Origin of the sequence: Actinokineospora sp., assembly GCF_052390155.1 — a bacterium.
Classification (GTDB): Bacteria; Actinomycetota; Actinomycetes; order Mycobacteriales; family Pseudonocardiaceae; genus Actinokineospora.
Genome location: NZ_JBQTHF010000006.1, coordinates 130,074 through 144,385 on the forward strand (window position 1 = coordinate 130,074; position 14,312 = coordinate 144,385).

The following is a 14,312-nucleotide window of genomic DNA, read 5'->3' on the forward strand; positions in this document are numbered from 1 at the left end:
CCGCCCCCGCCCCTCTTTCCGCGCCCATCGGAGGACAACGGTGCCTGACGAGCAGTTCACCAGCAAGACCACGGTGGCCCGATACGCCACTTCGCTAGACGACCTGTCGCCCGCCGAGCGGGCGAAGCGGTTGGCGACCCTGTCCGACTTCGCCGCCTACGTCGAGCGCGACCCGGACCAGATGATCGCCGAGGTGTTCGACGAACAGACCCGCAAGTACCGCAAGCGCGGCTTCTACACCGACAAGGCCAAGGAGTTCGCGGCGACCTACGACGAGCCGCGCAACGCGCAACTGCAGCGCAGCAACATCATCCGCGCGTTCTTCATCGCCAACGGCAGGCGCCTGCTGCCGGAACAGCCGGACTGGATGCGGACATGAGCGAATCATTCGACACCGCGCGTGAGTTGGCCGCGCTGTCCTTGGTGGAGCTCGCCGGTCGCGCGGCGGCGGTCCGCGACGCGGCACACGGAACGCGGGTCACCTTCTCCCCCAAGGTGTTCATTCCGCTGACCAGGCTGTGCCGGGACCAGTGCGGCTACTGCACCTTCGCCACCGCACCGGCCCGGCTGCCCGCCGCGTTCCTCACCCCGGACGAGGTGCGCTCGATCGCCGCGGCAGGCGCGCGGGCAGGCTGCCACGAGGCGCTGTTCACCCTCGGCGAGGCGCCGGAGGACCGCTATCCGGCGGCGGGCGCCTGGCTGGCCGAGCACGGCTACGAGTCCACTGTGGACTATCTGGTGGCGATGTGCGGGCTCGTCCTCGACGAGACCGGCCTGTTGCCGCACGCCAACGCGGGCGCCATCGACACCGCCGCACTCGCCCGGCTGCGCGCGGTCAGCCCGTCACAGGGCATGATGCTGGAGTCCCTGCGGGCCGATCTCGCCGCCCACCGGGGCGCGCCGGACAAGGACCCCGCCCGCCGACTGTCCACTTTGGAGGCGGCAGGCGCGCTGGCGATCCCGTTCACCACCGGCATCCTCGTCGGCATCGGGGAGACCGAGGCGGACCGGATCGCCGCGCTGGCGGCCATCGCCGCGGCGCACCGCAGGCACGGCCACGTGCAGGAGGTGATCGTGCAGAACTTCCTGCCCAAGCCCGGCACCGCCATGCGCGACCGGCCTGCCTGCCCGCCGGAGGAGCACCTGCGGGCGATCGCCCTCGCCCGGCTCGTCCTGCCCGCCGACATCCATGTGCAGGCACCACCCAACCTCACCGACCCGGCCGGTCTCGGCGCACTGCTCGCCGCCGGGGTGGACGACTGGGGCGGGGTCTCGCCGGTCACCGCGGACCACGTCAACCCGGAGCGGCCCTGGCCCACGCTCGCGGTGCTGCGCGCGGCCACCGAAGCGGCCGGGCACACCCTGGCCCCCCGGCTCACCGTGCACCCCGGCTACGCACTCGATCCTGACCGCTGGCTCGATCCCGGCCTGCGGTTCCCGGTCATGGACCGCTCGGACGCCGAGGGCCTGGGCCGCGACGACCCCGGCGCGAGCTGGCCGGAGCGGCACCAGGCCGCGGCGAACGTCGGCACCGGCGCCGAGGTCGTCCAAATAGGACGCCGCTCGACCGCCTGGTACTCCGGCGCCGACACGGCGCCACCGGTCCTGCTGCCCGGCACGGCCCGCGCCAACGGCGCGGTCGGCGAGGTGCTCGCCGGGGTGCGCGCGGGCCAGGTGCCCGGCGAGGCCGAACTGGTCACCCTGTTCGGCGCGCGCGGGCCGGAGGTGGCGGCGGTCGCCGAGTTCGCCGACGACCTGCGTGCCGCGGCGGTCGGCGACACCGTGACCTACGTGATCAACAGGAACATCAACTACACCAACGTGTGCACCTTCCGGTGCCGGTTCTGCGGGTTCTCCAAGGGCCCGCTGTCGCTGAACCTGCGCGGCACGCCGTACCTGCTCAGCCTCGACGACATCGCGGGCCGGGCCCGCGAGGCCGCCGATCTCGGCGCGACCGAGGTGTGCCTGCAGGGCGGGATCCACCCCAGCTTCGACGGCGACTTCTACGTCGACGTGACCAGGGCGGTCCGTGACGCGGTGCCCGACATCCACGTGCACGGCTTCACCGCCCTGGAAGTCACCGAAGGCGCGCGCAGGCTCGACGAGCCGCTCGCCGACTATCTGCGCAGGCTGCGCGCGGCCGGGCTGAGCTCGCTGCCCGGCACCGCGGCGGAGATCCTCGACGACGAGGTGCGCGCGGTGCTCTGCCCAGACAAGATCAATACCGAGGAGTGGCTCGAAGTGCACCGCACCGCCCATCAGGTCGGCCTGCGCTCCAACGTGACGATCATGTTCGGCGCGGTGGAGCGGCCGGTGCACTGGGCGCGGCACCTGCTGCGCACCGCGGCGCTGCAACGGGAGACCGGTGGTTTCACCGAGTTCGTCGGCCTGCCGTTCGTGCACATGGCCACCCCGATCTACCTCAAGCGCGCGGCACGGCGCGGGCCGACCTGGCGTGAGGTCGTGCTGATGCACTCCGTCGCCCGGATCGCCTACCTCGGCCTGATCGACAACATCCAGGCCTCCTGGGTGAAGCTCGGCGCGGTCGGCGCAAGCCAGTTGCTCCGCGCCGGGGTGAACGACCTGGGTGGCACGCTGATGGACGAGAACATCAGCCGCGCGGCGGGCGCGACGCACGGGCAGGGCCTCGACGAGGCCGAGTTCCAGGCGATCGCCGGTACCGCGGGCCGGACGCTGCGCAGGCGCACCACGCTCTACGGTGTGCCCGCACCACTGGCCGTCGCCGGATGAACGGCCGGGTCGACGCGGAATTCACCCTGGCCAGGATCGACGCCGGGGTCGATCCGGTGGCGCGCTGGCAACTGCGGCTGGCCCAGCGGATCGGCATGGGCCAGGCGGAGCGAAACCTGCTGCGGGCGGGCCTGGACCAGTACTGCGCAGGCCACCAGGTCAGCCCGGAGGAGCTGCTGGCGAACTGGCTCGACCACCCCGAGCTGACCGTGCGCAGGCGGCCGGGCAGCACCGAGCAACCCAACCTGGCAGTGGAGAGCTTCCTGATCCACAACGGTGTCAACGTGTTCGGCGAGATCGTGTGTGTCGCGGGCGCGCGGCCGGAGGATCTGGCCGCGCAGGGCTCGTGGTTCACCCGAGGGCGGGAGACCTGATGCGCATCGTCGGACTCGGCGGCGGCATCGGCGCGGCCCGGCTGTGGTGCGCGCTCGCCGCCGCGGTACCCGCCGAGGATCTCACCCTGGTGGTGAACACCGCGGATGACCTGTGGCACAACGGTCTGCGGATCTGCCCTGACCTGGACACCACCCTGTACGCGCTGTCCGGGCAGCAGGACACCGCGCGCGGCTGGGGCGTGCGGGACGAGTCCTGGCGGGCGATGGACACCCTGCGTGGGCTCGGCCAGGACGTCTGGTTCAACCTCGGCGATCGTGACCTGGCAGTGCACCTGCTGCGGACCGGTCTGCTGCGTGAAGGCACAGGGCTCACCGAGGTGACCGCGCGCCTGGCAACCGCCATGGGTGTCGGCATCCGGGTGCTGCCGATGACCGAGCACGAGGTGAGTACCCGCGTCACCGTGGCAGGCGGCGCGGATCTGCACTACCAGGAGTTCCTGGTACGCCACGGCGCATCGGTGCCGGTCCACGCCGTGCGCCGAGCGGGCGCGGACACCGCGCAACCCGCGCCGGGGGTGCTCGACGCGCTCGCCGCGGCCGACCTGATCGTCCTCGGCCCGAGCAGCCCGGTAGCCAGCATCGACCCGATCCTCGGCGTACCGGGCATCGGCGCGGCAATCCGCGACGGGCGCGCGGACGTGGTCGCGGTGACGCCCATCGTGTCCACCGTGCCGCTGACCAACCTGGGCGAACTCCGCCGCGCACAAGCCCGAGCGGCACTGCTCGCCGCGGACGGTTCCCCGGCGACCGCCACCGCGGTCGCCACCCGGTACCGAGCCCTGGGCGCCCGGTTCGTCCTCGACGCCACCGACGCCGCCGAACTCGGCCCGATCACCGCGGCCGGGGTGTCCGTGGCAATCGCGGGAACACTGCTCCACCAAGGAGATCCGGCGGAACCACTGCTGGCAGCCGTACTCGGCAGCAGCCCGACCACCGCCGCGCCGCACGACGCTGTACCCGCGACGCCGTAACGGCGACGACCCTGGAGATCAGCCGGTTCGGGTGGTGAGGACTTCGCTGATGACGTGGCGGGCGTTGGCGGAGATGATCGGGTTGGTGTCGCGGTAGTACGGGAGCTGGATGAGGGCCATGGACAGGGCCCAGCCGCGGCCGCGGGTCCAGGTGGCATCGTCGACGTTCACGGTGTCGCGGAAGACCTCTCGTGCCGAGGCGGGCAGCAGGTTCCAGGCGGGGATGAGGTCGCAGGCGGGGTCGCCGACCCCGACGGTGGCGAAATCGAGAACCGCGGTGAGCCTGCCCTTGGCGACGAGCAGGTTGCTGGGCATGAGGTCGGAGTGGACCCAACACGGGGCCGCCGCCCAGGGCGGGGCCGCGAGCGCCGCCCGCCAGGCGGTCGTGGCCGCATCGGCGTCGAAGCCGTCGTCGGTGTCGCGCAAGTCCTCGATCGCGGCTCGGGCGGGCGCGTCGACCGTGGCCAGCGGGACGCCGCGGTAGGCGCTGGGGCCGTCGTCCAGGTCGACCCGCCGCAGGGCGGTGACGAATTCCGCCATGTCGCGGGCCAGAAGCTCGGGTTCGCCGAGCCTGCCTTCGACCGGCGTCTCGCCGTCGATCCACCGATGCACCGCCCACGCCCAGGGGTAGCCCTCAGCGGGAACGCCCGACGCGACCACGGCCGGGATCGTGACGGGCAGCGCGGGCGCGAGCCGCGGGAGCCACCGCGCCTCCCGTGCCACGTCCTCGGCGCCTCCCGCCGTGCGGGGAAGCCGGACAGTCAGCTCGTCACCGAGCCGGTAGACCGCGTTGACAGTCCCCCCGGACGCGAGGCGCTCGATCGGCAAGTCCGCCCAGTGCGGACACTGGCCGCGGAGCAGCCGCCGGACGAGGCCCGCATCGATGTCGGCCTCGTCGGCATGCATCCTGGGCACCACCTGACAAGATCACTCGGCCGATCGACCTGTCAACGGGTTTCGTGGTCCGCCCGTCAGGAAGGCGGCGAGCAGGTCGGCCAGGCCGCCGCGGGCACGGCCGGTCAACCGCGAACTGGTGAGGACCGCCGGATCGAGTGGCTGGCGGGTGGCGAATCCGGCGTCGCGCAGGCGGAACCAGAGGTCGCGGTCCTCGCCGGTGTCGAGGGGTCGGTAGCCGCCGACGGCGAGGAACGCGCTTGCTCGGACGCCGAAGTTCGCGCCGTGCACGTGGTCGTGGTCCAGCGGTCGGGTACCGGCGGCGACCAGTGCCCGATAGCGCCGCAGCAGGTCCGGGGTGAGGTGCCTGCCGGGCCCGAGGTCGACCAGGCCGGTCACCGCGTCGGCGCCCGCGGCGGCGTGGCGCAGGTGCGCACCGGCCCAGCCGGGGGGCACGCGGCTGTCGGCGTCGGTTCCCAGCAGCCACACCGATTCCGGGCGGTGCGCACGCAGCGCGTGCAGCACGTGCCCGGCGCCGAGGCCGCGGACCTCGCCGAGGGTGCGCCGCGTCCGGGTGGGCAGCACGTGCGTGCCGGGCAGGGCCGCGCGGGCGACCTCGCCGGTGGCGTCGGTACAGCGGTCCGCGACGACACAGACCTTGACAGGGACGCCGACGCCGTCGAGCGCCTCGCCCAGCGCGCGCAGGCAGGCGCCGATCAGCGACTCCTCGTTGTGCGCGGGTACCACGACGCCGAGTGCGGAGATCACCGGCGGCGCAACACATGCAGGAGGAACTCGGCGTCGACGTGCTCGACGAGCGGGGTCAGTTCGCCGCGGTCGAGCAGGGCCCGGTGCGCCGCGGCGCCGTCGCGGGGCGCTTCCGGGGCCCACGGCCGCCAGTGGACGGCGAGGAGGGTGCCACCCGGCTCCAGCACGTCGAGCAGCCGGTCGAGGCTCGCCGCGAGGTCGTCGTCGCTGAGGTAGTAGAGGATTTCGCTGAGTACCACCAGGTCCACCGGCTCGGTCGGGAGCGTGTCGGGCAACGCGCCGAGGGCGACGCGGGCCTCGGGCGCGGCGATCCGCGCGCGCCGCACCGCGTCGGGTACGGGGTCGAAGGCGGTCACCTCGGCGCACCGCCGGATCAGCTCGCGGGTCAGTTCTCCGGTGCCGCACGCCGGTTCGAGCGCGCGCCGGTACCGCCGGTCGGGCAGCGACGCCAGCGCGAGGGCCCGCTTGCGTCGCTCGTACCAGCCGTCCGCGGTGTCCCACGGGTCCGGGTCCGCGCGGTACAGCTCGGCGAACCGGGCGACCGGTGCCGACTCGCCGCGCGGCTCACGGAACAGCACCTCGTGGTCGCGGTCGACGTGGGTCAGCATCGACGCGTCGACGATCGGGTCCTCACCGTGCGGGCCCGGTGCGACTTGGGAGGCGAACGCGGCGATGGCCCGCTGCTTGCGCACCTGCTGCGCGGGCGCCATCCGGTGGGTGAAGGCGTGGTGCCACGGGATGTCCGGGTCGGCGGTGCCCATCCACTGCCACATCCAGATCGGGTAGGACCAGCGGTGGGCGTGCACGGGCGCGGCGGCCAGGCCCGCGCGGCCCGCCGCGGCGTGGTCCGGGTGCGGATCACCCGGCCAGGGCACGACGACGCAGTCGGCACCGTGCAGCAGCCCGGCGAGTCGTTCGGTCAGTTCCGCCTCGTGCTCGGCGAGCCCGGAATCGGGCAGGCCGAGCAGGTGGACCCGCGCGTCGGGCAGGCCCAGCGCGGCCAGGGCGGCGACCAGCTCGCGGCGCCGCCGCACGCCCAACGCGGCGCGCTCGGCGGCGCTCGACACCGGAAACGACGCCTCACCGTCGGTGGCGACGACCAGCGACACCTGCGCACCCGCGGCGTGCAGCGCCTGGATCACGCCGCCCGCACCGAGCGTCTCGTCGTCCGGGTGCGCGGCCACCACGACCGCGCGGCGCGGCGCCGAGGCGTCGAACGGCGGCAGGTCTCGGCCCGCCAGGAACGTCGTCCACTCGGGTTCGCCGGTGACCGGGCGGGTCACGGGGTGCCGCCGTGGTCGAGCGCGCACCGACCGAGCGCGGCCAGGTCGCGCTCGGCGTGGTGCTGACGCACGTAGAGCTGCAGGTCGGCCAGCGCCTGGGCGAACGAGCGGTCGCGGGCGAGCGGGGTGGGGCCGGTGATGCGAGGGACGCGGTCCACGACCTCGCGGGCGGTGTCCTCGGCGCTCGACCGGCACAGCCGGATCCGCTGGGCGACATCAGCGGCGGGGTCCGCGTCGATGCCCTCGGCGGTCTCGCGCAGCAATGCCCCGGTAGCGGCCAGCGCGGTGTGCAGCGCGCCGAAGTGGGCGAGCTGGTGTTCGTCGGGTTCCTTGCCCGCGCGGAGCAGCGCCGCGGTGCGCGCGACGATCCCGGCGGCGCCGCCGTGCCAGACGGCGGCCACTCCGCCGCCGCCCCAAGGGAAACCGGGCCGTCCGGTGTAGAAACCCGGCGGGCCCACGACATCGGCGGCGTCCACCGGCACGGCGGCGAACACCACATCGGGGCTGTCGGAGGCGTCCATACCCAGCGGCTGCCAGGTGTGCGGGTGCCGCTGGACGCGCCGGTCGTCGAGGTCCACGTCGAGCAGCAGCGCGCGATCGTCCTCAGTGGACGCGACCACCAGTGCCCGGTCGAGGCTGTGCGCCCCGGAGCAGAACCGCACGCTGCCCGAGAGCAAGCCGTCGTGCAGCACCGCGCCGGTACCACCCGAGCGGGCGGCCCACACGCCATAGAGAACTCCCCGACGCCCTTCGCGCCCGGCCTCGCGCAGGATCGACACCGCGTCGGTGTGCCCCTCGGCCAGCCGGGCCAGCGCGAGATCACCACGCCCCAGATCGGCCAGCGCCGCCCACCGCGCGCGAGTCCGCCCGAGCCCGGGATCGGGAAGATCGAGCCCGCCCGCCTCGAACAGGTCTCGGAGCTGGAGCGCGACGGACGCGGCATCGCGGGGCTGATCCACGTGCACCGGATACCCCGTCCGACAGTCCCGAAACCCGCAGGTCAATCGGCAGCGTGGCACCGCCTGCCGCGGATCCGCCGACAGCGAACGCCACTGTGGCGCGGGCGGCAGGCCACCATAGTGAGGACATGCCGAACCACGACCACACCGAAAGCCTCCGCGCGGCCGAACGGCGCCTGCAGGCAGCCCAACTCACCTCGGACGTCGACGCGTTGGCCGAACTGATCGACGACGCGGCCTGGTTCACCGGACCGGACGGCAATCTCTACTCCAAACAGGACGACCTGGACGCGCACGGAACCGGCCACCAAGTGCTGAGCCGCGTCGAAGAGGAGGAACTCCTGGTGCTGGCCACCGCGCACACCGGCGTCACCTGGTTCCTCGGCACCCTGGAAGGTGCGGTCGGCGGAAACCCGCTGGTCGCCCGGATGCGCTACACCCGAACCTGGACCCACGACGACCTGTCCGGCTGGAAGATCATCGCGGCCCACGCCATGTTCCTCGACAACCAACCCGTCGACGTCAACGACAACGCGACCGACGGCTGACGACCGCGCACTCGCCGATCATTTTCGTAACCTGCCGCCACCCGTTGACGAAGCCCGGAAGGACCCGAAACGACTCCCCGGACTGCTCCCTGGTCTGGAGTGACCCACGTCGTCATGTATACGACGTTGGTGCACGAGCCATGGCGTGGTACTGGTCGAGGCGGACGCGGGGCAACAGCCTGAACCGGGATTCCGGGAACCGTGATGTAGGTCTGCATACCGCCACCCATGTCCCCTGGCCATCCCGCTCGGGTAGGTATCGCGACGTGCCCCTTGAACGGCGACCATCCAACCATCGGGCTCCAACTGACGACGCAGCCGGACAAACGATTCGACCATGTCCCATGGCGGTGGCCGTGTACCGGTCCCCGCCGAGGAACAGCTCGATCCGATATCGCGGTCGCGGCCCAAGTCTCGGACAGCCCTCACTCACATGCCCATTCAATCAGCCAGGCAGGGCTGTCGATCGCGCTCATCCCCAGATGAAGGCGATACTGCGGATCCACGCCTCGCGGCATGAGCGGATGGTTGTCGCGCAGGTGCACCGATGCCGGTCAGCGGCGGCCGGCGGCCAGGATAACGAGGAACTGGCCGCCGCCCGCCTCGACGCTGGCAGTCACCGGCAGCCCTGGTACCAGTCGGGAAAACCGGTCCAGCAACCAATCTGCCGCCTCGTGGGCGTCCCGACCGGTCGGACAACGGGCCACCATCTCGCGGCCCCCCTTGCGCTCCAGCCTCCCGGCAACGGTGATCAGCGGCGCGGGTTCGACCACGTGCAGGCGGTCCGGCCAGGCGATGACCACCTTGACCGCGCCCTTGCGGGTATTGCACCCGCGGTGCGCGAGCCGCTCGACGACCTTGGCCTTCCGGTCGGCGGTCCGGCTGTCGACACTTGGCCCCCGCGAGTCGTTCACCGACATGTCGGGATCGACCCGTTCGTCGCACACCCAGCACCGCCAGCCGTCGCGCTCGGCCACATCATCAAGGAGACTCACCCTGGCAAACTAACCTGCCCGACCGCCGCCCGCGCACCGCACCCAGGGCAGCGCTTGGGGACGCGCTCGCCGCGCCACATCGCCGTCACCACGATCACGGCAGCGACACCTTTGCCCGCTCTGGTCGGCTAGTACTCCAGCTGCACTTCGTGATGTTGATCCGGTCGGGTCTTGATCTTGTGTTGGTTGATGAGGATCTTGATGCGTGGGTGGCGGGTCTGGATGGGTTGTTCGGGCGGGTGGCGGGCCGGTTTCGCCGGGTGGAGCCGCGTCGGCGGGCGCGGGCGTATGTGCGTGGGTTTTGGCGCCGCTGGCGGGTAAGAACGGGTGGACGTTGGCCGGCCGCTGGTGAGGCCACCCCGGGCGGGATGCAGCGGCTGCTGAACGCGGCGTCCTGGGATGTGGGCGGGATCTGGCTCGAGCCAGCGGCGTATCGGCTATGTCGTCGCGGTGGCCCGTGACCAGACCATCCCGGCGGTGGCCGGTGTCTCCCGCGCCGACGTTCTGACGGCGAACGCGCCCGAGCAGGCATGGAAACGCCGTAGCTGCGGCGACGGCGCCAAAGGGCCACGGCTGTTCGACTGGGCCGTGGCCTCCTTGCCCGTCTACGACGACACCACTCCAGCGGGCTGGTCGCGGTGGCTCATGGCGCGCCGCTCGCTGACCCGCAACAGCAAGGGTGAGCACGAGCTGGCCTACTACTTGTGTTGCGCCCCAACCGGAACCACCGGCGGCGACCTGATCCGGGTGGCCGGAACCAGGTGGGCGGGACGCCACCAACACCAAGCCCAAACCAGCCACTACCAGCGAAGACAGACCCAACATCACGAAGTGCTGCTGGAGTACTAGGACAGAACAACCAAGAGGTCGCCGCCCTCCACCTGCTGCACCGAACCGATGGCGAGCCGAGAGACCTTGCCCGCCTTGGCGGCGGTGATGGCGGCCTCCATCTTCATCGCCTCGATCGTCGCCACCGTCGCGCCCGCTTCCACGTCGTCGCCCTCGGCGACGGCGAGGGTGACCACGCCCGCGAACGGGGCGGCGACGTGGTTCTGGTTGCTCCGGTCGGCTTTCTCGGCGACCGGGAGATCCGAGGCCACCGAGCGGTCCCGGATCTGGATCGGGCGCAACTGGCCGTTGAGGGTGGCCATGACCGTGCGCACGCCGCGTTCGTCGGCGTCGCCGACAGCCTCCAGTTCGATCAGCAGGGTGACGCCCTTCTCCAGCGCGACGGCGTACTCCTTGCCCTGCTCCAAGCCGAAGAAGAAATCCTTGCTGGCCAACACGCCCGTGTTGCCGAACTGCTCGCGATGGGACTGAAACTCTTTGGTGGGGCCGGGAAACAGCAGCCGGTTGAGGGTGGCGCGGCGGTCCGACGCCAAGCCCTCGTGGTCCTCCTCGGTCAGCTCCGCGACCCCCTTGGGCGCGGCCCGGCCCTTCAACGCCTTGCTGCGGAACGGTTCCGGCCAGCCGCCCGCCGGGTCGCCCAGTTCGCCGTGCAGGAAGCCGACGACCGAGTCGGGGACGTCGAAGCGGCCCGGCTCGGACTCGAACTCCTTCGGGTCGACACCCGCGCCGACCAGGTGCAGGGCGAGGTCGCCGACCACCTTGGACGACGGCGTGACCTTCACCAGCCTGCCCAGCATGCGGTCGGCGGCGGCGTACATGGTCTCGATGTCCTCGAACCGGTCGCCCAGGCCCAATGCCACCGCCTGGGTGCGCAGGTTCGAGAGTTGGCCGCCGGGGATCTCGTGGTGGTAGACGCGGCCGGTGGGCGAGGGCAGGCCCGCCTCGAACGGGCGGTACACCTTGCGCACGATCTCCCAGTACGGCTCCAGATCGGACACCGCCTGCAGCGACAGCCCGGTGTCGCGGTCGCTGTGGTCGGTGGCGGCCACGATCGCCGACAGCGACGGCTGCGACGTGGTGCCCGACATCGACGCCACCGCGCCGTCCACAGCGTCCACACCGGACTGGATGGCGACCAGGTACGTGGCCAACTGCCCGCCCGCGGTGTCATGGGTGTGCAGGTGCACGGGAAGGTCGAATTCCTTGCGCAGCGCGGTGATCAGCCGCTGCGCGGCGGGCGGGCGCAGCAGGCCAGCCATGTCCTTCACCGCGAGCACGTGCGCGCCCGCGCCGACGATCTGCTCGGCCAGCTTGAGGTAGTAGTCGAGGGTGTAGAGCTGCTCGGCCGGGTCCGACAGATCGGCGGTGTAGCAGAGCGCGACCTCGGCGACAGCCGTCCCGGTCTCGCGCACGGCCTCGATCGCGGGCCGCATCTGCTCGACGTCGTTGAGCGCGTCGAAGATGCGGAAGATATCGATGCCGGTCTCGGCCGCCTCCTTCACGAAGGCGTCGGTGACCTCGGTCGGGTACGGGGTGTAGCCCACGGTGTTGCGGCCGCGCAACAACATCTGCAGGCAGATGTTGGGCACCGCCGCACGCAGCGCGGCGAGCCGCTCCCACGGGTCCTCGGCGAGAAACCGAAGCGCCACATCGTAAGTGGCGCCGCCCCAGCACTCCAGCGACAACAGCTCGGGGGTCATCCGCGCCACGTGCGGGGCGACGGCGAGCAGATCCTTGGTACGGACCCGGGTGGCCAGCAGGGACTGGTGCGCGTCGCGGAAGGTGGTGTCGGTGACGCCGACCCGCCGGGATTCGCGCATCCAGCGGGCGAATCCCTCCGGGCCGAGTTCCACCAGCTTCTGCTTCGAGCCCGCGGCAGGCTCGGCCGTCAAGTCGACCTGGGGCAGCTTCTCGCGCGGGTCGATGACCTTCGGCCGGTCGCCGTGCGGCTTGTTGACCGTCACGTCGGCGAGGTAGGTGAGCAGGCGCGTGCCGCGGTCGGCGGAATGCCGTGCGGTCAGCAGGTACGGGCGCTGCTCGATGAACGACGTGGTCACCCGGCCCGCGCGGAAGTCCGCATCGTCGAGAACCGCCTGGAGGAACGGGATGTTCGTGGCCACGCCGCGGATGCGGAACTCGGCGACGGCGCGCTTGGCGCGGCGCACCGCGGTCTCGAAGTCGCGGCCGCGGCAGGTGAGCTTGACCAGCATCGAGTCGAAGTGCGCGCTCACCTCGGCGCCCGCCGCGGTGCCGCCGTCGAGCCGGATGCCGCTGCCGCCAGGGGACCGGTAGGCGCTGATCTGGCCGGTGTCGGGGCGGAACCCGTTGGTCGGGTCCTCGGTGGTGATGCGGCACTGCAGGGCGGCGCCGCGCAGATAGATGTCGTCCTGGCCGAGGCCGAGGTCGGGCAGCGACTCACCGGCGGCGATGCGGAGCTGCGACTGGACGAGGTCGACGTCGGTGACCTCCTCGGTCACCGTGTGCTCGACCTGGATGCGCGGGTTCATCTCGATGAACACGTGCTTGCCGTGGGGGTCGAGCAGGAACTCGACGGTGCCCGCGTTGCGGTAGCCGATGTGCCGGGCGAACTTCACCGCGTCGGCACAGATCCGCGCGCGCAACTCCGGGTCGAGGTTCGGCGCGGGCGCGATCTCGATGACCTTCTGATGCCTGCGCTGCAGCGAGCAGTCGCGCTCGTAGAGGTGGATCACGTTGCCCTCGGCGTCGGCGAGGATCTGCACCTCGATGTGCCGCGGGTCGACCACGGCCTGCTCCAGGAACATCGTCGGGTCGCCGAAGGCCGACTCCGCCTCGCGCATCGCCGCTTCCAGCGACTCCCGCAGCGCCTTGCGCTCCTCGACGCGGCGCATGCCCCGCCCGCCACCGCCCGCGACGGCCTTGACGAAGATCGGGAAGCCGATCTCGTCGGCGTCGGCGATCAGTGTGTCGAGGTCGGTGGTGGGCTGCGACGACCGCAGCACCGGCAGCCCGGCCTCGCGGGCGGCGGCGATCGCGCGCGCCTTGTTGCCGGTCAGCTCCAGGATGTCGGCGGTGGGCCCGACGAACGCGATGCCCGCCTCGGCGCACGCCTTGGCCAGCTCGGGGTTCTCGGAGAGGAAGCCGTAACCCGGGTAGACCGCGTCGGCGCCGGCCTTCTTGGCGGCGTTGACGATCTCCGCGACCGACAGGTAGGCCCGCACGGGGTGACCGGCCTCGCCGATCATGTATGCCTCGTCGGCCTTCATCCGGTGCGGGGAGTTGCGGTCCTCGTAGGGGAAGACGGCGACCGTACCGGCGCCGAGTTCGTACCCGGCGCGGAACGCCCGGATGGCGATCTCGCCACGGTTGGCGACGAGCACCTTGCGGAACATGGCCGGTTACCTCCTGCTACCTCAGAGTCGGTTGCCGGAGGTTACCGTGAACGGCTCACCCGCCGGGAGCGTCGCCGCACGTGACGGGTGCCATCCTGATCGATCCTCTTGCGGCCTTGTCACCCACGGCCGACTCGCGTCCCGGGGCCAGCCAATTGTGTTCCGCGCGGGCCCCCGGCGCGAGATCACGCGGGTCGACCGGTCACGGGAACGGGCCGGTGCAGAGGATGCGGTTGTACCGGTAGCGCTGATCGAGCGGGAGGCACCGACTTCGGATTGTCCATCGGGGACGTCACGCGGCCGAATCCAGACGGTACGACCACATCGGTACGAATCGGACGACTCGGGTTCAGCCACGGACAGATAACGAGCTGTGCCTGTCGTTCCAGCAACAGGTGCTCGGCATCTGGTACTCGATCTTCGTTACCGGCGGTGACGAAAAACGATCCACTTGGGAGATCAAGACCCAGAATGTGGAACTCGATGTGGTGACAGCATCGGGCGCGCTGGACATGGACGGCGTGGTCA

General features: G+C 71.6%; 11 protein-coding genes and 1 pseudogene. 6 read left to right on the forward strand and 6 right to left on the reverse strand.

The window, feature by feature from the left end; all coding sequences use genetic code 11:
- Positions 1-40: 40 nt before the first annotated feature.
- The 4 genes from ACT4N7_RS02810 to cofD are packed head-to-tail and all read left to right on the forward strand — an operon-like array spanning position 41 to position 4,117.
- On the forward strand, positions 41-379 hold the full coding sequence (locus tag ACT4N7_RS02810; RefSeq protein WP_444826960.1) for a hypothetical protein: 339 nt from the start codon (positions 41-43) through the stop codon (positions 377-379).
- On the forward strand, positions 364-2,751 hold the full coding sequence (locus ACT4N7_RS02815; RefSeq protein ID WP_444827047.1) for a bifunctional FO biosynthesis protein CofGH: 2,388 nt from the start codon (positions 364-366) through the stop codon (positions 2,749-2,751). The genes ACT4N7_RS02810 and ACT4N7_RS02815 overlap by 16 nt, the downstream gene beginning before the upstream one ends.
- Positions 2,748-3,125 carry a hypothetical protein gene (locus ACT4N7_RS02820; protein ID WP_444826961.1) on the forward strand — a complete coding sequence of 126 codons (378 nt, stop codon included), beginning with the start codon at positions 2,748-2,750 and terminating at the stop codon, positions 3,123-3,125. The genes ACT4N7_RS02815 and ACT4N7_RS02820 overlap by 4 nt, the downstream gene beginning before the upstream one ends.
- Positions 3,125-4,117 carry a 2-phospho-L-lactate transferase gene (gene cofD / locus ACT4N7_RS02825; protein ID WP_444826962.1) on the forward strand — a complete coding sequence of 331 codons (993 nt, stop codon included), beginning with the start codon at positions 3,125-3,127 and terminating at the stop codon, positions 4,115-4,117. The genes ACT4N7_RS02820 and cofD overlap by 1 nt, the downstream gene beginning before the upstream one ends.
- 18 nt (positions 4,118-4,135) lie before the next feature.
- Here the strand turns inward: cofD and ACT4N7_RS02830 are convergent, their stop codons facing one another.
- Genes ACT4N7_RS02830 through ACT4N7_RS02845 form a run of 4 tightly spaced genes read right to left on the reverse strand, consistent with a single transcriptional unit; the run spans position 4,136 to position 8,021 of the window.
- Entirely contained in the window at positions 4,136-5,023 is an 888-nt protein-coding gene (locus tag ACT4N7_RS02830; RefSeq protein WP_444826963.1) for an aminoglycoside phosphotransferase family protein, read from the reverse strand.
- Positions 5,024-5,044: 21 nt separating this feature from the next.
- Complete coding sequence (locus ACT4N7_RS02835) at positions 5,045-5,779, reverse strand: glycosyltransferase (protein WP_444826964.1); 735 nt, start codon at positions 5,777-5,779, stop codon at positions 5,045-5,047.
- Positions 5,776-7,062, reverse strand: a complete 1,287-nt coding sequence (locus ACT4N7_RS02840) for a PIG-L family deacetylase (protein ID WP_444826965.1) — start codon at positions 7,060-7,062, stop codon at positions 5,776-5,778. The genes ACT4N7_RS02835 and ACT4N7_RS02840 overlap by 4 nt, the downstream gene beginning before the upstream one ends.
- Positions 7,059-8,021, reverse strand: coding sequence for an acyl-CoA dehydrogenase family protein (locus ACT4N7_RS02845; RefSeq protein WP_444826966.1), 963 nt, complete (start codon positions 8,019-8,021; stop codon positions 7,059-7,061). The genes ACT4N7_RS02840 and ACT4N7_RS02845 overlap by 4 nt, the downstream gene beginning before the upstream one ends.
- Positions 8,022-8,149: 128 nt before the next feature.
- Here ACT4N7_RS02845 and ACT4N7_RS02850 point away from each other — a divergent pair, with 128 nt between their 5' ends.
- Positions 8,150-8,569 (forward strand): nuclear transport factor 2 family protein, encoded by a 420-nt coding sequence (locus ACT4N7_RS02850; RefSeq protein WP_444826967.1) that lies wholly within the window; start codon positions 8,150-8,152, stop codon positions 8,567-8,569.
- A gap of 554 nt (positions 8,570-9,123) precedes the next feature.
- Here ACT4N7_RS02850 and ACT4N7_RS02855 read toward each other — a convergent pair.
- Entirely contained in the window at positions 9,124-9,564 is a 441-nt protein-coding gene (locus ACT4N7_RS02855) for a hypothetical protein (protein ID WP_444826968.1), read from the reverse strand.
- Positions 9,565-9,743: 179 nt separating this feature from the next.
- Here ACT4N7_RS02855 and ACT4N7_RS02860 point away from each other — a divergent pair.
- Positions 9,744-10,332, forward strand: a pseudogene (locus ACT4N7_RS02860) (IS701 family transposase); the annotation flags it as partial.
- Between the two features lie 77 nt (positions 10,333-10,409).
- Here the strand turns inward: ACT4N7_RS02860 and ACT4N7_RS02865 are convergent.
- Positions 10,410-13,784 (reverse strand): pyruvate carboxylase, encoded by a 3,375-nt coding sequence (locus ACT4N7_RS02865; protein ID WP_444826969.1) that lies wholly within the window; start codon positions 13,782-13,784, stop codon positions 10,410-10,412.
- Positions 13,785-14,312: the final 528 nt, after the last annotated feature.